Raw genomic sequence first — 24,896 nt, forward strand, 5'->3', positions numbered from 1 at the left:
TCTTGGCAATCGCCAGGCCAAGGCCGGTGCCGCCGTATTGGCGGGTCGTCGAAGTATCGGCTTGCTGAAAGCTTTGGAACAGGCGCCCCATTTGCTCTTCAGACAGACCGATGCCGGTGTCCTTGACCGCAAAATACAGCAGCGCATCGGCCTCTCGGCACTCATGTAGTCGAACTTCGATGGAGATCTCGCCCTGTTCGGTGAACTTGATCGCGTTACCGGCAAAATTGACCAGGACTTGCCCCATGCGTAGCGGATCGCCCATCAGCGTGGTCGGGACGTCGCTGGCCACATCAAGGATCAATGCCAGGTTGCGCTGCGACGCCCGCGTACCGACCAGGTTCACCACGTTATCGAGCAGTTGCTCAAGGGTGAACTCGGTCTGTTCAATATTCAGCATGCCGGCTTCGATCTTGGAAAAGTCGAGCACGTCGTTGACGATGCCCAGCAAATGCTTGCCAGATTGCTGGATCTTGTCGATGTAGTCTCGTTGGCGCGGGTTCAAGTCGGTTTTCAACGCCAGATAGCTCATGCCGATGATCACGTTCATCGGCGTGCGAATCTCATGGCTCATGTTGGCCACGAAGTCGCTTTTGTGTTGGTCGGCGATCTGAAGTTGACGATTCTTTTCCTGGATTTGAATCAAAACACAACGTAATTGCTCACTGGTCTTGGTCGTTGTTTCGATCAGCGCCCTTAACTTGTCGGCCATCACCCGCACGCGGCCCAGGGCACTATCCTGAGGCGCATCTGGAATCGATACCTCCAGATTACCGGTAGCAAGCTCGTTCAATACCCGATTGAGCTCGGCAGGAGCGCCTCCCAACAGTTCCAGGATCTGCCTGCGCCCACAGTAAATCAGCAAGCCGAACTCAGCGATCAGCATCAGCAAAATCGCCACGAACAAGTTCTGTGCGACATTGAGCTTGTGGTTCGCCAGGATCACTTCCTGCGCGGTGCGAACATCCACCAACTCAAAAAAATCGTCCACCGGCGCCATGACCCGTGCCTTGTAGACATGGTATTGCGGGCTATACAGCAGTGTCCGGGCCCGGACGAGATCGGGCTCGGCATTCACCGTGTAATTGCCTTGGTCATCAGCAAACCGGCCCTTGACCGCGTTCATTGCCTCGACTTCAAGCTTGGTCAGACCGTCGGAGTTGGCCTTCGCCTCTTTCAGTTTGTCAAACTCCGCCTCCGAAAACCCTACCTGCTTCATCAGCGTTTGCAACGCGACCGGTTCCCCATCGGGACGAGGTTGCGCATTGCCACCTGCAACAAAAGTCCAGTAAATACGGTGATAGTCTTGCGGGCGCGGCGCTTTGCCGTTGCGAATATCAATGATCTTCAGGTACTCGCGCTCGTATTCCGGGTTCGCCGTCACCACGTAGGTACGAGCCAGGCGCGTCAAACTATCGGAACTGTGACGCAGTTCATCAGCGAGTAAATAAGATTGGTAGCGCTTCTCGCTGATTTCTTGCGCATCGTGCGCCGCTTGTTTGATGCCGATGTAGGAATACAGCAGACCCGCGAACGTTGCAGCTATCGCAATCAGCAAACAATGGATAATTTTCGGACGGTTGGCCGCTTTCATTTTTATGGTTTTCCGGACGCTACCACGCGGGCATGACCTTATAAGCAAGGCAGGGAATCGGCCTATGCTCATCGCCTCTGCCAAGAGACCGCAGTAATACACGCCAACGACAGGCCTGCTCTGAAATGCACCGAGCCACACCCCGCTGGTCGCTGAAAAACGCTGAAAACTTCTGAAGCGCGCCCTTGTAGAGCCATGAGACGACTTGCGTTACTCACCGAAGCTTCGAACTTCAGTCAACGCAACGCCCTTTCGCCCGAGTTGCTTGACGCCATACATGGCCTGATCCGCCGCTTTGAGCAACGTATCAAGGCTCTGGCCATGCAGGGGGCACAACGAAACGCCGATACTGCACGAGAGGGTCAGCTCTCCCGCCGTGGTTGCAACCGGTTGCGCAATGGCTTCCAGCATTCTCTCAGCCTTGATTTCAGCAGATTCTGTGTCGGTCAAATTCGCAATCAGAACCACGAACTCATCTCCGCCGTAGCGAGCGACGGTGTCACTCGAACGAGTGGCATGAAGCATGCGATTGGCGACTGCCCGAAGAACCTGGTCCCCGACCTCATGGCCGTGCTTGTCGTTGATCTCCTTGAAGTGATCCAGGTCGATCAACAGCACGGCAAACGACACCCCGTACGCTTCCCAATCCGAAAAGGCCTGTCCAAAGCGATCGGCAAAGAGGTAGCGGTTAGGTAATTGGGTGAGCACGTCATGGGTTGCCAGATAAGTCGAGCGTTGGTGTTCGACCTCTGCCCGTTCGATGGCCTTGAAATGACGAATCAATACCAATGGCATGAGCACGAGTGCAGCAGCCAGAACCGCGAGAATCACCAATGTCTCCGAAGTTAGAACGTCCCCTAAGCGCAACTGACGCTCAAACAATAATGTCATGGGTTGTGAAGCGCTGCTGATTTCGACCCGCTCAACCAGACGTGGAAAGAATAGGCGATCCAGGAAACCGGCTTCCTCGGTCTGCGTTGAAAACACATTGCTTTCAGATCCTGCGGTGGTTTTCAGGGCAGCGCTGATGTGAACCAGAGGATCCAGGTTCGCCTGCTGCACTGCATCCAGCAACGAGCCCGTCTTGAGCAATAGCAACGACACCATCGTGCTACCAAAAAAGTTCGGCCGGGCGTTTTCTTGCGCTTGTTCAGGGCGGCTGACTGACTGCATCAGAATGTAAGCGTTGCCACCTTCATACATTGAGAAAACAGGTGATACGACAGGCTTCAGATTATTTTGGGTTCGAGCCAGCGCATAGGAGAGATGGGGGACGGTTTCGAGCCTGACGCCATAGATCGAACTGGACTCCGCAAGTGCCGGATACATAAACAAGACAGGCCAGGTCTCGTTGAGATAGGCCTGATGTTGGGCTGGTTGCTGAGCGAGGCTGGGGAAATCCTTGAGTTCAAAGTCTGGCCGCCAGGTGCGGCGTAACAGGTCTTCAAAAGCCGCCTGCTCGGCGATGGGAACCGCCCTCGCCGCCTCCAGCATATAAATGTGGGGATAGGCGGATAAAACGGCTGCCGCGTAACGCGCCGCAGCTTGCGTATCACTCTGGTCGACAGCCTGAAGAAATGCCGAGAACCCAGCCAACACCGCTTCATTGGTATCCAGTTGATTGCGCACAATGCCGGAAATGTTCTGCACGTATTCCGAGAATCGCGTCTCTCTGCGCTGTGTCTCGGAATTGAGCAACAGCACAGCCGAAAAACCCACCAGGCCGACCGCCAAAACAACGAACCCCAATAAGGATCTGCGCCGCTTATTCATCATCCTGACTTCCAATGCGCGCAGCGCCATCCTTACCAGGAATGGCGCAATAGCCCTTAGGATCCTTGTTCCCCATTGCGTTTCGTCCCTGTCTGATACTTGTTTTACTAACGTGCGAGTTGATCACAGGCTTTTGCAGGCACAGAAGCCACACACAATGTCCTCTGTGCCGCGGCGATATCAACGCTTCCTGTGCGCAACTGGATACAAAATGATTCTAGGGCATATTGCCACTATTCACGAAGAGATATTCTGCTTGCGGGCCCTTTCTACACAGAAGTACAGAACACTTCATCACCGACGAGCACCCAAGTTAATGCGCTGCAAACACCACACCGACCTGCTCGGCATACCGCAACCATGCGGCCTTCAGGCGCTGCACCGTCTCTGGTCGGGCGGCAGCCAGGTCTGTGCTTTCGCCGCGGTCCTGCGCCACATCAAACAACTGCCATTGTGGCGGCTGCGCGTCGCCGCCAAACCCTGTTTGCGGGCGGATGCCCAACAGTTTCAGGTTTCCCTCCCGGTAATAAGCATTGCCGAACAGTTCACCGGCGAGGTTGTCCTGACTGTGCGGGCTACCCTCACCGGCGAGCATCAGCCGCATTGATTTACCTGTAATGGGGTGTTTGCTTACGTCTGTTCGCGCCTCGCTCGGCAAAGCGATTCCCGCCAGATCAAGGAAGGTTGGCGCCAGGTCATCAACCCGCGCTATACCACGCTCTACACCCTGACGCCGCAGTGTCTTGGGCAGCTGGATGATCGCCGGAACGCTAATGCCACCTTCGGCCGTGGTGCCTTTGAACAAATGGAACGGTGCGGCGCTGACCTCTGCCCAGCGCAATCCGTAGTCGATTTGGGACCCTGGCTGACCGAGGTTGGCGTAGCTGTTATCGGTGCGCGCCCCGGCCGGATAGAACTGCGTGTGGTTCTCGCCTGCCGCGCCGTTGTCCGACATAAATACGATCAACGTGTTGTCGTATTGCCCGCTGCGGCGCAGGTAATCCACTACTCGGCCAATGTTATGGTCGAGGTTATCGACCATGGCCGCGTAGATTTCCATCTTCCGCGCCTCAATGCGTTGCTGTTCCGGACTCAGCTGCTGCCAGCCTGGCAGTTTTGGATTCACCGGGAGCGGGTTCGCCGGCTGGGCGTCGTTCGCCATAAGACCAAGACTTTTCATCCGTTCGATACGCGCCAAACGTACGCTGTCATACCCCTGATCAAACCGCCCTTTGTACTTATCCCGGTATTCCTTGGGTGCCTGCAAGGGCCAGTGCGGGGAGGTGTAAGCAGCGTAGGCAAAAAACGGCTTGCCGTCCTTTTGGCTGTTCTGCAGGTAGCTGATCAGCTTGTCGGTGTAGAAGTCGGTGGAGTAGAAATTCTCCGGCACTTCCACCGCTTTGCCGTTTTCGCGATAGTGCACCTGCTCGATTTTTGTCGGGTCGATGTTCGAGGGTTTGAAGTGCGCAGCCCCGCCCTCCAGCAGTGTAAAAGACTGCTCAAACCCGCGTTGATCCGGCCCCTGATCCGCCTCCAGCCCCAGGTGCCATTTACCGACCATCAGGGTGTTGTAACCGCCCTCCTTCAACAACTCGGCGATCGAGTAAGAACGTTGATTCAGGTAACCCTCATATCCCGGCTTACCCCGTTGAAACGGTTGCAAGGCTTCAGCCATGGTGCCAAGCCCGGCGAGGTGGTTGTCGGTGCCCGACATCAGCATGGAACGCGTGATCGAACAGGTGGGTGCCGCGTACATGCTGGTGAACTGCAAACCTTGATGGGCGAGTTCATCCAGCGTCGGTGTGTTGATTTCACCGCCAAAACTTCCCAGGTCGGAATACCCCAGGTCGTCGGCCAGAATCAGCAAGATATTCGGTTGCTTCGCATCAGCACTGGCCGCCATGGCCAGGCTGCTACCGAGTGTCAGTGCGCCCAACAATAACGTCAGGGGCATGCGCAAAAGAGGCATGTTTTCTCTCTTATTGTGTTTGATCGAAGACCATGGATTTTGATACGCGCCCGGCGCGGTGCTTATTCTTCGAATATCGCCACCGCCCGAACAAACCCAGCCGACGCGTGCTTGATCTTGTAAGGGAAACACGACACCACGAACCCGCTGGCCGGCAGCGCTTCAAGGTTGGCGAGCTTTTCCATTTGCCCATAACCGATATCGCGCCCGGCTTTGTGCCCCTCCCAAATAATGGAAGCATCGCCGTCAGCGGCAAAACGCTCGCGGGTGTACTTGAACGGTGCGTCCCAACTCCAGGCGTCGGTGCCCACGACACGCACCCCGCGCTCCAGCAAATACAAGGTGGCTTCACGGCCAATTCCGACGCCGGCATCGAGGTAACCCGGTTGACCAAATATCGCGCCGGCACGGGTGTTGATCAGCACGATGTCCAGCGGCTGCAACTCATGGCCAATTCTCGCCAGCTCGGCTTCGATTTCATCGGCGGTGACCACGTGCCCGTCCGCCATGTGCCGAAAGTCCAGTTTCACGCCCGGTTGCAGGCACCAATCCAGCGGCAACTCGTCGATGCCAAACGCCGGCTGACCGCCATCAGTGGTCGAGGCGTAGTGCCAGGGCGCATCCATGTGCGTTCCGCTGTGGGTGGTGATGTGCAGCCGCTCCGCAGCCCAGGATTCGTTGCCTGGCATCTGATCGAGTTGCAACCCCGGGAACATTGCCGCCATCTCAGGCCAGCCTTGCTGGTGATCCATGTAATCAATTTTCGGCAACAACGGAGGTGGGTCCGTGTAGGGGTTGTTGTCGAGGGTGACCGAGAGGTCCACAAGACGACGTTTAGACTTGATGGGCTGCGACATGAATCGTATCTCCGCTGAGCGACAAGTGACGTGGGGTGGCGGGGTTAAGGGCATTACGGATGAGCGTGGCAGCGTTGCCGTCATGGCTGAAACCGGCGGCACGCGCCTGCGGGGTTTTCAAGGGCGGCATGCGCCCGAACAACGCTTCCAGCTGGATGTCGGCGTCATAGCTGATCAGGCTGCGACGTTCCTGGCCATAACTCGCCGCCAATGCGTCCACCACTTGGGCAATGGACAGATGCAGCACCGGCAACTGCCATACACGTTGCGATTCCCCTTCGCTGCTATTGAGTTCGGCAGCGTGAATCAGGTTGTTCACACAGCAGCGCGCCGACATCCACCACGCTGTTGCTTGCGCAGAGACCGGACAACGATAGGTGTCGCCCTCGGCAAATGCCCACAACAAATCGCTCATGAATGCCGAGCGCAAGCCATTGGGTTCACGCGGGCGGGCAACGATGCCCGGCAGACGCAGCACGCGGCCGTCGACTTCCCCACGCCGGGCGAGGTCGATAATCGCGCTCTCGACCATGGCTTTGTGCGTGCCATAAGACAGTTGCGGACGCAGCTCGGCTTGCTCGTTCATTTTTTCCGGTAAATGGCCGCCGTACACCGCCACGCTGCTGGCGTACACCAGCACCGGCGGCAACGCTTTATTGCGCAATTGGTTGAGCAGTTCGAGGCTGGCCAACAGGTTGACCTGATATCCCAGTTCGTACTGCTCTTCGGCGGCGCCACCGGGGATACTGACCAGATGGAACACCACATCAATGCCGTCGGCCAACACCCGGCGCATCAAGGCCACATCGGTAATGCTGCCGTAATGACGGCGCAAACGCGGGTCCTCCGGCATTCCTTGCAGGCCGGTATCCAGCACCAACAATGCGTCGATGACGCGACTGCGCAAGCTGCCCCGCGCCAGCAGGCAACGCACCAATTCACGCCCCACAAAACCATTGGCACCGGTAATCAATACTCGCATGTGCCGCTCCTCAGTACTGAGCCTGAACCACACGTTGATCGATTGCACCGAACAGCGACTGGCCGTCGCTACCCTGAACATCCATGTGCACGCGGTCACCAAAGCGCATGAAGCCGGTTTGCGCGGCGCCCTGCTCGATCATTTCAATCGCTCGACGCTCGGCGATGCAGGCCGAACCCACACTGCGTTCGGCGTTGGAAACCGTGCCGGAGCCAATCAACGTGCCCGCGCCCAGCCTGCGGGTCAGAGCAGCATGGGCGATCAACTGGCCAAAACTGAAGTTCATCTGCCCGCCGTGCGGATGACCAAACCATTGGCCATTCCAGTGCACCTGCAAGGGCAGATGCACGCGTCCGTCACGCCAGGCATCACCCAGTTCGTCCGGCGTGATGGCCAGCGGGGCAAAGCTGGATGAGGGTTTGGCCTGCAAAAATCCAAAGCCTGTGTGCATTTCCCGTGGGGCCAGGGCGCGCAAACTGACGTCATTGATTTGCAGAATCAGCTTGATGTGTTGCAGCGCCTGTTCGGCGGCGCACCCCATGGGCACGTCATCCACCAGCACCACAAACTCGCCTTCAAAGTCGATGCCCTGGCTTTCGCTTGGCAGCGCGATATCGTCGCGGGCGCCAATGAAATCGTCACCGGCGCCCTGGTACATCAGCGGTGTGTGTTCGACGCCGTCGATAGGATCAAGGTTGAACGCTTTCTGCATCAGCGCACCGTGGCTGAGGAACGCCGAGCCGTCGCACCACTGATAAGCACGCGGCAAGGGCGCCATGGCCTGAGCAGGGTCAAAGGCAAAGGCATCCGCCGCTTCGCCCGCATTCAGTTTGCTGGCAAGGGCCTGCAAACGCGGCTCCACGCCACTCCAGTTCTCAATCGCCTGTTGCAAGGTGGGCGCCACGGAACCGGCATCCACGGCCCACGCCAGATCTCGCGAAACGACTACGAGCGTGCCATCACGACTACCGTTCTTCAGGGTGGCGAGTTTCATGCGGATGCTCCTTGTTCACGGTTCAACTCGTCAGCGAAGCGCCCGTCGAGAAGGATGAAGACCATGCGCGCCATCGCTTCGGTGCGGTTGCTCCAGGCGTGGTTGGTGCCGCGTTGCACCACCACGTCGCCGCGTTTGAGGTGCACCTCTTCCTCATCCAGCACCAGCCACACTTCACCTTCGGTGACGATGCCGTAGTCGAGCGTTTCCGTGCGGTGCATCAATTTATGCCGGGTGCTGCCCTGCCCGGTACCGGCGTGGGACTGGCCAATCTCGGTAAATACCGCCGCGGCGTTTTCATCGCTGACCTGGTTCTGAACGCTGTCTGGAGGAATGTCCACCACACGAATGACGCTGCCCTGTGGTCCGGGGCTGAGTTGCAGAGGTTTGCTGCTCGGATCACTGGCGTTGTCGAGTAACGCCGGGCTGGTGCTGCTGTTCCACAGTTCATGGAACACCGTGCCCGGTACGGAAAACAACGGGAACACATTGGGCGTCGGCCCATTGCTGGCGACGATGGCCTGCCCCTGTTGATCGTGACCGGTGACCACTCGTTTGAATTCAGGAAGCGCTTGCATGGAGAATCCTCGTTCAGTTTCCGTCGCCGATGGACGTGCCACCGACAACAATGTTCGCGTCGTCCAACAGACCGCCGAGTCGGGGCACGGCCAGACACAACACCGCCACTAACAGTTGCACCCCACCCACAATGGCCAAGGCACCCGGCAGCGCGGTGGCGTCGCCCTGGGTCATGCCCAGAACCACCAGGGGGCTGATAAATTCGCCGGCGAAGATGGCGGCGGTAAAACACCCCGCCGCCCGCCCGCGTTGATGGAAATTGACTTGCGCCATGATCCAGGTGATCAGCGTCGGCAGCATCAAGCCGATGCCGAGGCCGTTGATCGTCACAGCGACCACGACTTGCACATGGCTGAAGGCGTCAGACATCAGCAACCCGCCGATGCCCGCCAGCACATAGGCGATCAGCAGCATGTGCTGCCCGCGCATCCCGCTGAACAAACGAAAACTCAATGCGCCGACGAGGACACCCAGTTGATTGGCGCCCATGGTCATGCCGATTTGTTGCGGGGCATCCACCTGTAGCAGGTTGAGCAGGTAACCGACCTGCACCGGCACGATAAACAGGCTTAAACCTGCCAACAGCGCCAGTACGTACATGGGTGTAAGCGCGCGCCATGGAAATTTGCCGGTCGGCACCGCCTGGGTTGCTTGCTGCGGCTGTGGGCGTGCCTGCGGCTCCCACAATTGCCAGGCCATCAGCGGCAGGAAAATCAAACCCACCGCGTACAATGCGAACGGCGTACGCCAGTCGTTCTGCCCGAGGAAGCCACCGAGTGCGATAAACACCGCCGCCGACAACGAGGTGGCGACCATCTGCAAGGCGAACAAACGTTCACGTTTGGCGCCGCTGTAATAGTCGCCCATCAGCGTGGTGCAGCAGGTCATGATGCCCGCCTCGGCCAATCCGATACCCGCACGGCTGAGCACGATCGCCTGCAGCGAGTCGAGCCAAAGCGGCAGCACGCCGCAGAGGACGTACAGCAACATACTGGCCAGTAGCAACGGTTTGCGCCCCAGCCTGTCGGCGATCAGCCCGGCGAACGGCGCCAGCAGCGCAATCACCAATGCCGGCAAGGTCAGTACGATCGGGACCAGCACAGCGCTGCCGGCGACATCGGCAAAATGCGCCTGCATCCGTGGCAACACCGGGGCCAACAATACGGCGCCCAGCACCGGCAAACAGCTTCCCAACAGCAGCAACAGCGATTGCGGCAATCCGGCTTGTCGGGTGGATTTTTCTACGAAGGAATTAGCGACCATGGCAGCGATCCTTGATGCGCAGGTGGTGAACGTTCGCAACAACCGGCGTGTCACCCACCGCCACGTTGAGCACATTTGCCGCTACAACCGCATCGGCCGCAGCGCTGCGTGCGGGTAACAGGAAGTACGCCAATGCCGGCAGCAACACCAAGGCACCGACCATGTTCCAGATGAACATGAAGGCCAGCAGCACACCCATGTCGGCCTGGAACTTGATGGGTGAAAACGTCCAGGTCGCCACGCCGATAGCCAGGGTAATACCGGTCAGCATGACCACCTTGCCGGTGGACACCAGCGCGCGGTAATACGCTTCGGAAAGGCTCGCCCCCTGGCGCAAATGCCCTAGCAGAATGCTCATCACGTACAACGCATAGTCGACACCAATGCCTACACCCAAGGCGATGACGGGCAGCGTGGCGACTTTCACCCCCATGTTCAGCCAGACCATCAATGCTTCGCAGAGGATGGACGTCAGCATCAGGGGAATGACCGCGCAAAGCGTCGCGCGCCAGGAGCGGAAGGTAATCAGACACAGCAAAATCACCGCGCCGTAGACCCAGACGAGCATCTCGCGGTTGGCTTGTTTGACCACGATATTGGTCGCCGCTTCGATACCGGCGTTACCCGCCGCCAGAAGGAACTGCACCTCATCGGTATTATTCTCGGCGGCAAATTTTTCCACGTGGTCGACCAGCCGGGACAGGGTCTCGGCCTTGTGGTCGGTGAGGTAGGCATACAAGGTCAACAGGCTGCAGTCTTCGTTGTACAACCCACGCGGCGCACTGGCGGTGATCATGTTGAGCATCGCCTGGTTGTTCTGTAGCTCGTACCACTTCGGGTTGCCTTCACTGAGGCCGACCAGCATGCGACGGTTCAGCAACGCCAGCGAGTTGGTCGAATCCACACCCGGCAAGGCGCGCAGTTGCCAGTCCAGGGCGTCGACCTTGGCAAGGATGTCGTAGCGCGCACAACTGCTGGCCGGGGTTTTCACCATGACCGCAAACAGGTCGCTACTGGCACCGTAATGACGAGTCAGAAAAGCATCGTCCTGGTTGTAGCGCGAGTCCGCACGCAGCTCCGGAGCACCGGCATCGAGGTCGCCGATTTTCAGTTGCAGGCTCACCAGGAAGCCGACTGCCGCCAACGCGAGGCTGATGGCGATGCACAGGCTGGCCCAACGACGATGGGTGAACAGGTCAAGAAAGCGCCAGAACCCGTGGCGTGCCTGACCGGATTGCTCGGCCTGTTCGCTCTTGAGGCTCAGTTGTGCTGCACGGGGAGAAACGCCGACATACGAGAGCAACACCGGCAGCAGGATCAGGTTGGTGAAGATCAACACCGCGACGCCAATGCTGGCGATCACCGCGAGGTCCTGGATGACCTGGATCTTGATCAGCATCAGCACTGCAAAACCCACGGCATCACACAGCAGCGCCGTCAGCCCGGCTAGAAACAAACGCCGAAAGGTGAAGCGTGCAGCCACCACCCGGTGCATGCCACGACCGATGTCTTGCATGATGCCGTTCATCTTCTGTGCGCCGTGGCTCATGCCAATGGCAAATACCAGAAACGGCACGAGCACTGAATACGGGTCCAGTTGGTAGTCCAGCAAGGGCAGCAAACCGAGTTGCCAGACCACCGCGACCAGCGAGCACAACACCACCAGCACGGTGCTGCGCAGGCAACGGGTGTACCAATAAAGGACGGCGGTGGTGATCAGGATCGCGACGGCAAAGAACAGCAGGATCTGTTTCAGGCCGGCTATCAGGTCGCCGACTTTTTTCGCGAAACCGGTGATGTGAATGTCGATTTTTGCGCTTTGATGGGTGCTGCGCAGCGTCTCCAGTTGCTCGGACAGCACCGCGTAATCAAGCGCCTTGCCGTCAGCGGTGGTTGCCAGCAACGGCACGTAAATAATGCTGGAGGTCTGGTCGAAGGCCACCAACTGACCGAGCTCGTTGGAGCGTTGCACGTTGCGGCGCAGCGCCTCGAGGTTGGCGGCGGTGCCGCTGTAGTCATCGGGAATCACCGGACCGCCATCAAGGCCGTCTTCGGTCACCGCGACCCAGCGGGTGGCGGGTGTCCATAGTGACTTCATGTAAGCCCGGTCGACACCCGGCAGCAGGTAGAGTTGGTCACTCATGGCCTGCAGGGTTTTCAGGTACTCGGCGTCGTAGATGCTGCCTTGTCGGTTGGCCACCACAATACGCAGGGCATTGCCTAAACCGGTGAGCTGTTTCTGGTGCTCTAGGTAGTTGGCAATGTACGGCTGTTGTGTGGGGATCATTTTTTCAAAACTGGCATTGAGCTCAATGCGGGTGGCTTGATAACCCAGGACCAGGGTTGTCAGCACACACACCAGCAGCACCCACAGACGATGATTGAACAGCGTACGTTCCACCACCGAACCGGAGCGTGGATCGAAATTCGCCAGACTTTGCGTGGCGTTGTCGAAAGACTTCATAACCTCACTCCGGAGCGGTAGCGATTGACGGCGAAACGCGGGTCAACCCAGTGAAACCCGCCAGCGTCAGGCTGCCATCGGCGGCCTGAATAACACTGGAAACGGGCTTGCCGAGCGGTTTGCCATAGGGTTGGAGCAACGCATCGGGTTGGCTGTTGGTGCGAAACAAGGCGCCGGTTTGATTGACCAGCAGCAACTGGCCGTCATCCGTGCGGATCGCATCGCTGAACGACACCGGCATCGACACGGGCGCTGGCTGGAAGCTCTCGCCCAGGTCGCGGGAGGAAAACGCATTGCCTTTCAGACCGGCCACCAGCAAGGTGCCGTCATCGCGCAATTGCAGGGTGAAAAAACTGCCTGTGTAGGGGCTTTCCAGCTGAGTGAATGACTTGCCGGCATCGTCCGAGCGAGCGAGATAACCCTGCTCGCCGGCCAAAAACCAGTGTTCACCCTGTTGAGCGATAGCGGATAAGTGCGCGCCCATCGGGTTGTCGATTTGCCCCATGATCGATTGCCAGGTGGTGCCGCCATCGTCAGTGTGAAAGGCCAAACCGTACGCCCCGACAATCACGCCGTGTTGGTCATCCACGAACTGCAGGGCAAGAAACGGCTTGTCAGCACCCTCGCTGACATAACGTTCAGCCGTTTGCACACGTGCAGCGGCTGCATCCTGATCGTTGGCAGAAGGCAGTTGCGCGCTGGAGGCCGCCAGCTCAAGTTGCGCCGCACGCAGGCCATCCAGTTGCACGACCCAGTGCTCCCCCCCGTCGCGGGAGGCCAGGACGACACCGCCATGTCCCACGACCCAGCCCGTGTTGGCGTCGACGAACTGCACCGCCGTAAGGCTAACCGAAACCGGCACGGCGACTTGGCGCCAGCTTGCGCCGTTGTCATCGGAGAGCAGCACGATGCCCCGCTCCCCCACCGCCACCAGACGTGAACCCGCCCGGGCCAGATCCAGCAGCACCGCGGACGTCGCTTGTGGCACCAGCATCGCCGGGGTGTTCAGTACCTCGCCCACCGCTGCGGCCTGCACCAGGCTCAACGGCATCGCCAGAGGCAACGCCATAAGCCACATCAGCCGACCAACCACCTGACAGATTCTGTTCATTACCGACCTCGAATAACCGTTAAAAACCGGATCGCGCTTTGCAAACCGCGATCCCGGCCTGACTCAGCGAACCCCGGCACCCGCCATCGCTGCTGGCGAAAACTCGGAAGCCTTGTAGCGATCCACCATGCCGTACTGCTCTGGCAAACCGGTGTAGACGTTCTGGATAAACCAGGCGCCTGAGGTCAGGTCATAAAAGCCCGAGGACAATTGCGCTTGTGCTGGCAGGTCCGGCAGGACTGCCGGCAACGACCACAAGGTTTTGGCCAACAGACCGTTGGCGTCCCAGCGGTCGCCCAGCATGGCTTGCCAGGTGTCTTCATCGAGGTAGTAGCGGCCCTTCGGCAACTGGTGACGTTTACCGGGCGCCAAGTCCGCCTCTACGACCCAGACCCGGTGCAATTCCCAACGCACGTAATCCGGGTTCATGTGGTGTGCGAGGAACAGGTCTTCAGGTTTGCTGGCGGTTTGCACCTTGTTGGTGTTGTAGGGGATGTACATCTCCTGCTTGCCCACCAGTTTCCAGTTGAAGCGGTCCATGCGGCCCTGGAATACGCTCAACTCGTCGAACGACATCACCCCGGCAGTGGCGGGTGTCGGTGTATCGCAACAGGCATTCGGCAGCTTGCGCACCCGGCGTTGACCGGTCAGATAGACGTGCGCCTGGGACAGGTCGCCGTTGATGTTGGTGCGGCCCAGGATCTGCTCGCCCGCGCGCAATGGCGGCCCGACGTTGAGCAGACGGAACAGCCAGTAGTCACCGGCAAACGACTCCGGCGAACCGTCCTGGTAGTAATACGGCATCTCCTGGATGGCCTTGCCGTCGGTGGTCATCACCTGCTTGCCATCGGCGGTCATCAGGTAATGACGAAAATGCATCGCCAATGAAGTACCGCGCCAGTTCAGCACATGGTTCCACATGGCTTCAGCGCCATTGCTTGGCACCGGGAACGGGATGCCGCCAAACGCGCCTTGCGGTACGGGACCGGCACTGCTGTCGACCAGTTTGGCGCGGGTGGCGTTTTTCAGGGTGTTGTCATACACCCACTGCGGCGCGGCGGCAGTGCGCCGGGTCGGGTAGACATCGATGCGGTAGGTGTCGGGGAAACGCTTGAACATTTCCTTGGTGCCATCGCTGAGTTTGCCGGCGTATTGCGCGAGGTTTTTCGAGGTGATGCTGAACACCGGTTTGTCCGCGGCGAACGGATCGGAACGTTTTCCGCCTTCTTTATAGGAGGGATCGACCTTGGTGTAACCACCGTCCCAAGCGGGAATTGAACCATCAGCGTTGCCAGCACGCTCGGCACCGAAAGGCGTCAGGCTTTTCGACAGTTTCGCCGCGTCTTCAGCCGTCGCCGCCAGTGTTACTTGGCTGCCAATGGCCAGGCTGCCGAGCAGCGCGAAGCAAAGGGCTTTGAGCTTGAAGGCTCCGGTCTTTTTATTGTGGGTCATGCGCAAGTCCTCTTAAAACGTGGTCTTGACGGAGAAAGACAAGTAGTCCCGGTCTTTCAACGATTGCTTCATGTTGAATTGGTTGGCCCCGTTGAGGTTGGTGTCCTCGGCGCCGTAGTAATGCGTGTAGGTCAGGCCTGCGGTAACGCGATCCAGGTAGGTGGCGGTAATGCCGATGTTCATATCGCCGCCGTTGTCCGGGCCGAACGCGCTGATCACAGCGGATTTGCCCAGCGGGAAGTAGCTGACGCCGACCGGAATGCTGATATCGATGCCGGAGAAAAACTGGCGGTAGGTCGGGGTGTAAACCACCTTGAAGCCGAGACCGTCATCGGTGGCATTGGGGTCCAGGGCGGCACGGTTTTGAGTGACGTTCAGCAACCGGTTCCAAGCCATCTCGCCGACGAGTCCCGACTCATTGGCAATGAAGTTCGGCCCGAACGAGGCCAGTACGTTGAGGTTGACGTGAGCAGTACGGCCAATGGCGTACAGCGGGTCGTTATCGTTATTGGCTTCAACGCCAGGCAGGACGGTCTGGCCGTTGGAAACCAGTGGCATGTTCCAGCGCATCGAGGCTTCACCGGCGAAGCTGTATTCCTCGACGGTGGTGGAAAAACTCGCGCCCAGGGCCTGGATGTCTTCCGGGTACACCCAGTAGTACTCACCGATTTGGCCGGTACTGAAGTTCGGCGCCCCCGTAGAAGGTTTGAGATACAGCTTCGGGGTTTTGTCGTGGTACTGGATCGCGTAAAGGCCGTATTCGACCGTCTCAGCGCTGTATTTCAACTGCAGGCCGCCCTGCCCCGAACTTTTTGCTTCCTTGTCATTGCCATGGAAGAACGCCGCAGGGCTGCCGGGATTGCCACCGAGGAACGCTGGGAAAGGTGCCCCCACGATCAAGCGTTCGTTGCCTTCACCGATGGTGTCGCTGGTGGAGAAATAACTGCCGGCACCCGGCAGACGCGTCTGTTCCCATTCCAGTTGGTAGAAGGCGCCAAGCGAAACGGCATCGGTCAGTTGAAAGGTCCCCGACAGTTGATTGACCGGACGGGTGATTTCCTTGAACTGGGTGTTGGGGACGGACTGCGCCTTGACCACGTCCACCGGCCCCATGCCACCGGCAATGCCGTTGGCACCGAAAAACAGGCTCTCGCCCCAGATCAACCCGTGGCGGCCAGCCCGCAATGACGTGGCGTGATCGCCCAACTCGCCGTTCCAGTACACGAACGCATCAAGCAATTCGCCGTCACCGCCGTGCAAGTGGCGGGTGTCATCGGTGAATTCGTCATAGGCCACTGAACGTGCGTTGGCGCGTGACGGATCTGTGTTGTCGTTGTCCTGCTGATATGCGGTGTCGTACCAGGCAGCGCCACTGAGGCGGGCGCCGACGTTTTTGAAGGACATATCCAGTTCGGAAAGGATGTCCGTGCGGTTGGAGATCAGGCCCTTTTTGAAAGCCCGATCACCATCGTCCTGATTGAGTGATACCTGCCCTTCAGTCAATTTGCTGCTGGGATTCTGGGCACGCCATGCGGCGCTGTACTTGGCCGTGTTATCCCAACGCAGGCTGAAATCCGGGTTGCCGGTATCCACTTGAAAGGCATGGGCAGCCTGGCTGCACAGCACCAACGCCGCGGCCAAACTGAAACCAAAGGGTGCAGACATGCTGACCGGGCGACGCGCAAGCGCCGCAGTCGTGGAACTAACCATCGCGTTAACCTCTTGTTTTTATAGTGGTAACTGCTGTGGATGCGTTGGGTCAGATAGGCTCGGCGGTGCGTGCGAGCATCTGCTTGACCAAACCAATGCGGTCGAAGTCCCGGTCGTGCTGCATCTCTTTGTCGCCAGCCAGCACCGAGCTTTCGCTGATGAATTTGCAGCGCTCGAAACGGCGTTCCATGAAGCACTTGAGCTGTTGCTCAATACTGCCTTCACGGGTCAGCTCTTCACTGAGCACGATGGCATCTTCAATCGCCATGCCGGCCCCCTGGCCAAGGTGCGGCGTGGTGGCATGGGCCGCATCACCGATCAACAGAACGCGACCGCGATACCAAGGCTCGTCGACGAAAACCACTTCCATCGGCTTGTAAACCACCTGACTGCTGTCGGTGATTTGTTCACGCAGTTCGCCGATCAGGCCGGTAAAGCCTTGCAAGCGCTGACGCATTTGCTCGGCCATGGACGCAGGGTCCATCCAGGGATTGGTGGGTTCATGGGAGGTGAGGAACAGGTACATCAGGTCGCCGGCCAACGGCACCAGCCCGGCATTGCCCTCGGCGCTCTGGTAGTTGGCGAGGTGATCGATGTGCGGATCGCGCGGGAAGTTGTAGCGCCACACCGCCTGGCCAGTGAACCTTGGTGTGTAAGTGTCGCCAAACAACAGGTCGCGAACTTTGGAGAACAATCCATCGGCACCCACCACCAGGTCGTAACCACCGCTGCTGCCATCGGTGAACAACACCTCAACGCTGTCGCCCAGGTCTTTCAGGGATTCGACGCTGAGTCCAAGGCGTACGTTGGCGCCCAGTTCGAGGGCGGTTTCGCTGAGCACTTTATGCAGCGCCAAACGGGAGATGCCAACGTTCGCCGGATAGGCAGGCCCTGCCAGTCGCTGACCCGGGATGCGCGCCAGTTGCTGACCAGCCGGGCCATAAATGGCGACGTCTTCAAAGGCATACGCCGCATCAAGATAACCATCGAGCACGCCCAGCTTGGCCATCTCACGGACCACGTTGCTCTGCTGGATGATGCCGACGCCGTAAACCGTCCACTCTGACTTGAGCTCGATCAAATCGACTTCAATGCCTTTGCGCCGCAGTGCGATGGCCGCACACAAGCCACCAATACCACCGCCCACGATCAGAACTTTGTTCACTGCACTCATGGCTTACTCACTTTTATTCTTGTGATTCGATGCAGCGCCGGGCGCTACGTCGTTAGGTCCAGCTTCCCGTCAAAGCAGGGATTTGACTAATCGCGAGTAGGGATGCGATGTATCGCCAAACGCGATACCTCAACCAGCTCCGACAACGCGGTAGACCCAGGCATTTCCAGCACCAGCCAGCCCTCCTCCAAACGCCATGGCAACGCGTCCAGACGCTGGCCCAGACACGGGCCGTAGACACATTCACCGGTGCTCGGGAGAAACTGCGCACCGTGGGCGTAACAGACGATCAACTGGCCGTCAGCCGACAAAAACCGGTCCTTGCGGTACTCCAGACGCACGTCCAGATGCGGGCAGCTGTTGCGATAAATCCGAACCTGCCCCTCGTGCACCAAGGCAAAAACACTGTCCTTGCCGCGCTGCAACGGATCGAAACCGCGCGCCTGCCCTTCTGCCAACTCGTCCATCCGGCACAGGAAAAAATCGCTGTGGGTCATGGTCAACGCCCGCACTCAGCCGTGCTTGGGTGGCGGGCCGCCCGGTGCCCATTTTTCTTTCGAATTGAACAGGAACAGCTGCGAGTTATCCGCCGACAGTGGCGCACGGCGGGCCTCCCAGGCGTCATCGTGCTTGTCCATGTCGGCGTCGTATTCGATGTGGCAGCCCAGCGGACTGTTGAAGTACCAGAACCAGTTGGAACCAAAGAGATGGCGGCCAGGACCCCAGAAACTGGTCCAGCCTTTTTGCTCGAAGCGCGTGCCCGCCAACAGCACTTCGGTGCCGCTGCCCATGTGGAAGGTGAAGTGTTCGCAGCCCTTCATGTGCGGTGGGGTCTGGATCATGAACAGGCAATGATGATCATCGGAACCCGCCGGGCGCATGAACGGCCCGGCGCCGATAAAGGTGTCTGTTGTCCGGAAGCCCAGGCGTTCGGCATAGAACGCTTCAGCCTTGGCTGCATCGGGAACGAAATACACCACGTGCGACAAGGTTCGCGGCGTGGCATTCATTTCCAGGGTGATGCCCGGCTGGTTAAGCGGACGCTGTGGCGCATGGCCGGCGGCGTTGGTCAGGTCGTCCGGCGCGTTATAGGACTTGCGGACAGTGACCTGAAAGGCGATTGCAAACCCCATGTCGTCGACACTGTGCAACACGCCGTTGTCGTCACGGCGGACCTGGCGATCTCGCGCCAATTCATCCTCGATAGCATCGAGATCAGCCGCGTTGGCGACGCCATAAACGGTTTCGCGAATCGACGGTGCCGGACCAATGGCCGCCGGCAAATCTGGATCGTCCGCTCGGCGAATAATCACGGCGGTGCCGTCCAGTGCTTCAAAACGCCCGCCGTTGCTGTCGACATCGACAGGGGCAAGGCCGTAATCACGCAAGCAATCGGTACAGGCTTGGATGTCATCGACGCCAAAGATCAGGGCATCAAGGCCAAGGATGTTCATGGCTACCACTCCATTGAAATTAGTATCCGGACGCGCCTGCCTCAGGCTCGATAGCCCATCAGCGACGCGGGATGTCCGGTGGTGGTGTCGGCAAGGGCGCCGACTGCTGCGAAGAGTGCCGGGCGGTTTGGCAGCTGACTAATCGTGTGTCGGGATGTGACCTATTAGAAAACGCGATACCTGAAAATCTCGGGTAACGGGTTTTTGGGGAGAGGAAAAGAAACAGCGGGAGGCTTGACGCGGTGATGTATTCATCCGAATGTATCGCAAAAATAAATACAAAACGGACATGCCTGATGCGTTTTAACCACCTGGATCTGAACCTGTTGGTCGCACTCGATGTGCTGCTCGAAGAACAGAACATCACCCGCGCCGCCGAACGCCTGCACATGACGCAGTCCGCCACCAGCGGTGTGTTGGGACGCCTGCGGACCTACTTCGAAGACGAACTGCTGGTGCAGGTCGGCCGGAAAATGCAACCCACGCCCTATGCCACGGAGCTCGCCACGCCGATCCGCGAAGTGCTGCTGACGATCAAGTCGTCGATTACCGCCAAGCCCGTGTTCGACCCCGCCACCAGCAAACGCCACTTTCGCCTGGTGACCTCGGATTACCTGATCAGCGTGCTGTTTGCCCAGGTGATTCAGAAGATCCATCAGGAAGCGCCCAACATCACCTTCGAGATGCTCGGCCCTAGCGACAACTCCGGTGAGTTGCTGATTCGCGGTGAGGTTGACCTGATGATCGTGCCTGAGCGGTACATCATCGACGGCCACCCCCACAAGCTGCTGTTCGAAGAGGACCACGTCTGCGTGGTGTGGGACGGCAATACCCAGGTCGGCGACAGCCTGACCCTGGAGCAGTACATGGACATGGGCCATGTTTCAGTCGGTTTTGGTCGCAGCCGGCACCTGAGCATCGAAGAGTGGTTCATGAACCAGTATGGGTTCAACCGCCGTATCGAGGTCATCACCAACGACTTCAATACCCTGCCGCAACTGGTCGTAGGCACCCAGCGCATCGCCACCATGCACCAGCGCCTGGCGCGGTTGTACGCCGAGCACCTGCCGCTACGCATCCTCAATCCACCGGTGAAAATCCCTGTCATGCGCGAGGTCATGCTCTGGCACCGCAGCGTCGAGGGCGACCCGATGCACCGCTGGCTGCGCGAACGCATCAGCGAATTTATCCAGCACCTGGAGAATCCTCCTATCGCCCGTCGCGATACCTCCCATCCCGAGTCACGATTGGCGCATTAGTCGGCGCGTCCTTAACGTGCCTTGTGAACGTCAAGGCAATCACAAGGACAACAACAATTATGTTCCGTTACTTTCCAACCAATTATGTGTGGAATCTTTCTGTCGACCTGGCCATCGAGATGGGCGCCCGCATGGGCGAAATCGAAGAGATGTGCGCGCCGTTGCAGGAAGCCGCCCAGCAACCCGACGCGGCTGGCACCAAAGCGTTCCGAGAAACCTGGGCGAAGATGGCCGACAAACTCTGTGGCCTGGCTGAGGAAGACGAAGGTAATGGTCGGCTGCTGTCCGCAGGCGAAAAGTACAACCGCGCCGCCACTTATTACCTCACCTGCGAACGTTTGCAGGCCCACGGCGCACCGGGCCGGACTGAGCTGTACCAGCGCTTTTTACAGACCTTCAAACGCGGCATCGAGTTGTCGCGCGAGAACTGCGAGCGCGTTGAAATCCCCTACGAGGGCAAACACATTTCCGGCCTGCTGGTGCGTGCCGAGGGTGTGACCGGTCCGGCTCCGATCCTGGTGCAGGTCAATGGACTGGATTCGACCAAAGAAATGAAATACCGCGTCGGCCTGCCGGCCTGGTTGGCGAAACGTGGTATTTCTTCGTTGATCATCGACCAGCCCGGCACAGGAGAAGCCCTGCGCCTGCATAACCTGATTGCCCGTTTCGACAGCGAGCATTGGGCCAGTCGCGTGGTCGACTGGCTGGAAACCCGAAGCGACGTGGACGCCAAACGTATTGGCCTGGAAGGCGTCTCTCTGGGCGGCTATTACTGCCCGCGTGCGGTGGCGTTTGAACCACGGTTTGCCTGCGGCGTGGTGTGGGGCGCAAACCATGACTGGCGCAATGTGCAAAAACGTCGCCTGGAAAAAGAAGGCAGCTTCCCTGTACCGCACTATTGGGCGCACGTGTGCTGGGTGTGGGGTGCGAAAGATATGGATAAATTCATGGCCATCGCCGAAAACGTGCATCTGGATGGCGTACTCGATCGCATCAAGGTGCCGTTCCTGGTGACCCACGGTGAAAAAGACTCGCAGATCCCACTGAAATGGGCACAGCGTACTTACGAGCAACTGGTCAACAGCCCTAAACGCGAACTGAAGATCTTCACCGAACGCGAAGGTGGCGTGCAGCATTCCAGCTTCGATAACAGCATCAACGCTGGTCACTACATTGCTGACTGGATTGCCGAAACGCTGGGTGGCCACACCGCTTAACAGGTTTCGCGAAGCATAAAAAACGCCGGATAACCCTAGGGTTTCCGGCGTTTTTTTTGTTGACGGGCAAACGAATTCAGTTGGGCGCACGTGTGCCATGGAACGAGCTGATCTGCCAGCCATCGCAACTCGCGATACTCGCCCCTTGAGGTCACTTATCGCCGCGAAAGCCCCGACGCCGCTGACGTAGCGCAGCTATTGATGCCATCAATACGCGCGCATTGATGCAAGTTGCTGGTGGTGACCATGGTCGCGCCCTAGCCTCGCTTTGCATAACAATCAGCAAAGTGAATACCCCATGAACGCCCTGCACCTGAGATGCCAAACCCTGTTTGACGGTACTGGCCTGGAAACCCGTCAACAGCAAACCCTGGTCGTGGAAAACGGTCTGCTGTCGTATGTCGGCCCAACAGCCCTGGCGCCGCAACCGCAACCGGGAGACACCCTGCTGGACGCTGGCGATAACTTTGTCATGCCGGGCCTGGTGGATGTGCATACCCATCTGGCCTTCGGCAACGCGCAAAGCGAAGAAGACATCGATATCTGGACCAGTGACGAGTTCCGCGCGCTGCGGGGCATGTTCTTCGCCCAACATGTGCTGGCTGCCGGCGTGACCAGCATGGTCTGCCCTGGCGATAGCGGCCAACTGAGCATCGCTGTGCGCAATGCAATCGCCGCCGGTTTGTTCGAGGGCCCGCGCATTGCCGCGAGCAGCCGGGTCATTACCAATCGGCAGAGCCTCAATGACTGGTTCCCAAGCCGCGTGGGTGCGCCGGAATATTTCACCGCGCGCCTGGTCACCAGCCGCAGCGAAGCATTGGCGGAAATCCGCAAACAGGCCAAGGATGGCGTCGACCTGATCAAGATCGCCATGGACGGCACCCACCGCCGCCCGAATGGCGAAATCATCGCCGCCTTCACCGCTGAAGAAACCTGGGAAATGGTTGAAGAGGCGCATCGCCTGGGCTGCAAAGTGGCGACTCACGCCTATGGCCGCGAAGCGGTGATGTACGCCGCCCGCGCAGGCGTGGATCTGGTGTTTCATGCCTTTTATATGGACGATGCGTGCATTGAAGCCTTGCTCGAAGCGGGCACCATCCTCGCGCCAACCATGACGTTCCCTCAAAACACCGTGGACTTCTGCCAACCCCACGATCCGGCCATCAGTACCGGCTACGCCGGCTACTGCGCACGCACCCTGGAAGTGGGTTCGGCCGTGCTCAAACGGGCCAAGGCTGCAGGCGTGCCTTTCGCGTGCGGCAGCGACAGCGGTTTTGCGGTGACGCCTTACGGCGAGTGGCACGCTCGTGAGTTGGAACTGTTGGTCACCCGTCTGGGCTTCACTCCGGCAGAAGCGTTGTATGCCGCCACGGCTGTCGGCGCACGCTGCATGCCGCGTGGCGAGACCCTCGGCTCCCTCGAAGTGGGCAAGCAAGCGGACTTCCTGTTGCTCGACGGTTCACCGTTGCACGACATCCGCATTCTGCAAGACCGCTCGCGCCTTAAAGCCGTGTACAAGGCCGGCCAGCCCGTGCGGATGGAGCGCAGCCCCTACAACCCAAAACAGGTGTCTGATTTCAACTCGCTGAAATGGACAGACCTTTACACCCGCGACCGTGTTGCCCAATTGGGCAAGTGGGCTCAATGAGGACCAGCGCCATGCAGCAACTCGACTTATTGACCGCCACCCACATCGCCAGCAGCGCTATCCGCATCGCCCGAGAAACCGGGGTTAAACCCTTGGCCGTCGCCGTGCTGGATGCCGCCGGTCATCCGCTGGCCGTCTTGCGCGATGAACTCGCCAGTTTTCTGCGGCCACAAATCGCCACCGGCAAAGCCCGTGGCTGTCTGGGAATGGGTTTTGGTGGGCGCGAACTGGCGCGGCGCGCTCAAGCGATGCCGGCGTTTTTCGACGCTATAAACAGCCTGACTGGCGGCGAGGTCATTCCCGTCGCCGGCGGAGTGTTGATTCGCAATGTTGAGGGACTGGTTCTCGGGGCCATTGGTATCAGCGGCGACACTTCGGACAACGACGAACGATGCGCTTTACAGGCTATCGACCAGGTTGGACTGGTGGCGGATAACGGCGATCAGCTGCCCTGCTGATCGAGCAACGCGGCCTGTTCAAGCAAGAGGCCGCGAAACCACAGCATGGCCGGGTCATGGTCTTGATAAGGATGCCATTGCAGCACTTGAACAGCCTCGGGAAAAGCCAGCGGTGTTGGATGGATACGCAGTGGATAATGCTGAGCGAAACGCTGCGCCTGTCGGCGAAACACAGTGGCGATCCGTGCGGTACCGACGATAAATTCGGGCATCAACACGAAGCTTTCAAGGGCCACCGCCACTCGCCGTTGAACACCCAGCTCATGCAGGTGCACGGCATCCATCGCCAGATTCCGGCCATCGGCAAACTCGCGGACCACGTGCTCCGCGTCGCAATAGTTGGCCAGGCTCAAACCATCGGCGAACGGCGATTGCCGAGCGCAGACAATGCAACAGAGCTGATCACTCATGAGCGGTAGGTGGGGATAAGCCGGATTCACCCTGCGCTGCGGCACAATCACGCAATCACTGCGACGATAATCGAGCGCTTCGCTGACCACATCACCGTCACGCGGTACAGGCAAGTCCCGCAGGCTCAAGCGCACGCCAGATGCAACACGGGCCAATTCACGACTGACCGCTGGCAGCAGCACGCCAGCCACGTAGTCGGAAGCCACCAACGTGAAGTGCCGAGTGCAATGGGCCGGTTCAAAATTGACCGGTGCATCGACAATCTCCCGCGTCAGTGCCAGCGCTTGACGTACTTTGGGCAACAACTCCAAACCCAATGCCGTGGGTTCCAGGCGTCGTCCTATCTGAACCAGCAAGGGGTCATTGAAATGCTCACGCAAACGCCCGAGCGCCGAACTGGTTGCCGACTGGCCCAGGCACAAACGTTCGGCGGCCCTGCTGACGCTGCATTCACTCAACAAGGCATCCAGGGCCACCAACAGGTTCAGGTCAAGACGTCGATAACGCATGCAGCATCCATTTTGGTT

20 protein-coding genes are annotated in these 24,896 nt (G+C 59.0%); 4 read left to right on the forward strand and 16 right to left on the reverse strand.

Going from position 1 to position 24,896, the window contains the following annotated elements; all coding sequences use genetic code 11:
• From PMI22_RS01945 to PMI22_RS01875, 15 genes are all read right to left on the reverse strand, one after another.
• Positions 1 to 1,594: hybrid sensor histidine kinase/response regulator (locus PMI22_RS01945; RefSeq protein WP_007949085.1), on the reverse strand; the 1,594-nt coding region annotated here is incomplete at its 3' end.
• A gap of 210 nt (positions 1,595 to 1,804) precedes the next feature.
• Positions 1,805 to 3,370 carry a GGDEF domain-containing protein gene (locus PMI22_RS01940; protein ID WP_033049771.1) on the reverse strand — a complete coding sequence of 522 codons (1,566 nt, stop codon included), beginning with the start codon at positions 3,368 to 3,370 and terminating at the stop codon, positions 1,805 to 1,807.
• 310 nt (positions 3,371 to 3,680) lie between these two features.
• Positions 3,681 to 5,336 (reverse strand): arylsulfatase, encoded by a 1,656-nt coding sequence (locus PMI22_RS01935; protein ID WP_007949088.1) that lies wholly within the window; start codon positions 5,334 to 5,336, stop codon positions 3,681 to 3,683.
• A gap of 62 nt (positions 5,337 to 5,398) precedes the next feature.
• Positions 5,399 to 6,193: a cyclase family protein gene (locus PMI22_RS01930; protein WP_007949089.1), complete on the reverse strand. Its 795-nt coding sequence runs from the start codon at positions 6,191 to 6,193 to the stop codon at positions 5,399 to 5,401.
• Positions 6,171 to 7,175: an NAD-dependent epimerase/dehydratase family protein gene (locus tag PMI22_RS01925; protein WP_007949090.1), complete on the reverse strand. Its 1,005-nt coding sequence runs from the start codon at positions 7,173 to 7,175 to the stop codon at positions 6,171 to 6,173. Before PMI22_RS01925 ends, PMI22_RS01930 begins: the two co-directional genes overlap by 23 nt.
• Before the next feature lie 10 nt (positions 7,176 to 7,185).
• Complete coding sequence (locus PMI22_RS01920; protein WP_007949091.1) at positions 7,186 to 8,169, reverse strand: fumarylacetoacetate hydrolase family protein; 984 nt, start codon at positions 8,167 to 8,169, stop codon at positions 7,186 to 7,188.
• A complete protein-coding gene (locus tag PMI22_RS01915) occupies positions 8,166 to 8,747 on the reverse strand; it encodes a cupin domain-containing protein (RefSeq protein ID WP_007949092.1) in 582 nt (193 codons plus the stop codon). Before PMI22_RS01915 ends, PMI22_RS01920 begins: the two co-directional genes overlap by 4 nt.
• Positions 8,748 to 8,760: 13 nt before the next feature.
• A complete protein-coding gene (locus tag PMI22_RS01910; RefSeq protein ID WP_007949093.1) occupies positions 8,761 to 10,011 on the reverse strand; it encodes an MFS transporter in 1,251 nt (416 codons plus the stop codon).
• A complete protein-coding gene (locus tag PMI22_RS01905; RefSeq protein WP_007949094.1) occupies positions 10,001 to 12,475 on the reverse strand; it encodes an efflux RND transporter permease subunit in 2,475 nt (824 codons plus the stop codon). Before PMI22_RS01905 ends, PMI22_RS01910 begins: the two co-directional genes overlap by 11 nt.
• A gap of 4 nt (positions 12,476 to 12,479) precedes the next feature.
• A complete protein-coding gene (locus PMI22_RS01900) occupies positions 12,480 to 13,586 on the reverse strand; it encodes a YCF48-related protein (RefSeq protein WP_007949095.1) in 1,107 nt (368 codons plus the stop codon).
• 63 nt (positions 13,587 to 13,649) lie between these two features.
• Positions 13,650 to 15,038 carry a DUF1329 domain-containing protein gene (locus PMI22_RS01895; RefSeq protein ID WP_007949096.1) on the reverse strand — a complete coding sequence of 463 codons (1,389 nt, stop codon included), beginning with the start codon at positions 15,036 to 15,038 and terminating at the stop codon, positions 13,650 to 13,652.
• 12 nt (positions 15,039 to 15,050) lie between these two features.
• On the reverse strand, positions 15,051 to 16,748 hold the full coding sequence (locus PMI22_RS01890; protein ID WP_007949097.1) for a DUF1302 domain-containing protein: 1,698 nt from the start codon (positions 16,746 to 16,748) through the stop codon (positions 15,051 to 15,053).
• Between the two features lie 49 nt (positions 16,749 to 16,797).
• Positions 16,798 to 17,922 (reverse strand): FAD-dependent oxidoreductase, encoded by a 1,125-nt coding sequence (locus PMI22_RS01885; RefSeq protein WP_007949098.1) that lies wholly within the window; start codon positions 17,920 to 17,922, stop codon positions 16,798 to 16,800.
• A gap of 86 nt (positions 17,923 to 18,008) precedes the next feature.
• Positions 18,009 to 18,419, reverse strand: a complete 411-nt coding sequence (locus tag PMI22_RS01880; protein ID WP_007949099.1) for a Rieske (2Fe-2S) protein — start codon at positions 18,417 to 18,419, stop codon at positions 18,009 to 18,011.
• A 15-nt stretch (positions 18,420 to 18,434) separates the two neighbouring features.
• Positions 18,435 to 19,376, reverse strand: a complete 942-nt coding sequence (locus tag PMI22_RS01875) for a VOC family protein (RefSeq protein WP_007949100.1) — start codon at positions 19,374 to 19,376, stop codon at positions 18,435 to 18,437.
• A 296-nt stretch (positions 19,377 to 19,672) separates the two neighbouring features.
• On the opposite strand from PMI22_RS01875, the gene PMI22_RS01870 reads away from it, so the two are divergent.
• From PMI22_RS01870 to PMI22_RS01855, 4 genes are all read left to right on the forward strand, one after another.
• Positions 19,673 to 20,635 (forward strand): LysR family transcriptional regulator, encoded by a 963-nt coding sequence (locus tag PMI22_RS01870; protein ID WP_007949101.1) that lies wholly within the window; start codon positions 19,673 to 19,675, stop codon positions 20,633 to 20,635.
• A gap of 59 nt (positions 20,636 to 20,694) precedes the next feature.
• The gene (locus tag PMI22_RS01865) at positions 20,695 to 21,852 is read left to right on the forward strand and encodes an alpha/beta hydrolase family protein (protein ID WP_007949102.1); all 1,158 of its coding nucleotides are present in this window, start codon (positions 20,695 to 20,697) and stop codon (positions 21,850 to 21,852) included.
• A gap of 298 nt (positions 21,853 to 22,150) precedes the next feature.
• Positions 22,151 to 23,500 carry a metal-dependent hydrolase family protein gene (locus tag PMI22_RS01860; protein WP_007949103.1) on the forward strand — a complete coding sequence of 450 codons (1,350 nt, stop codon included), beginning with the start codon at positions 22,151 to 22,153 and terminating at the stop codon, positions 23,498 to 23,500.
• An 11-nt stretch (positions 23,501 to 23,511) separates the two neighbouring features.
• A complete protein-coding gene (locus PMI22_RS01855; protein ID WP_007949104.1) occupies positions 23,512 to 23,958 on the forward strand; it encodes a GlcG/HbpS family heme-binding protein in 447 nt (148 codons plus the stop codon).
• Here PMI22_RS01855 and PMI22_RS01850 read toward each other — a convergent pair.
• On the reverse strand, positions 23,943 to 24,878 hold the full coding sequence (locus PMI22_RS01850) for a LysR family transcriptional regulator (protein ID WP_007949105.1): 936 nt from the start codon (positions 24,876 to 24,878) through the stop codon (positions 23,943 to 23,945). The genes PMI22_RS01855 and PMI22_RS01850 overlap by 16 nt on opposite strands.
• Positions 24,879 to 24,896: the final 18 nt, after the last annotated feature.

Origin of the sequence: Pseudomonas sp. GM21 (assembly GCF_000282215.1) — a bacterium.
Lineage (GTDB): Bacteria > Pseudomonadota > Gammaproteobacteria > Pseudomonadales > Pseudomonadaceae > Aquipseudomonas.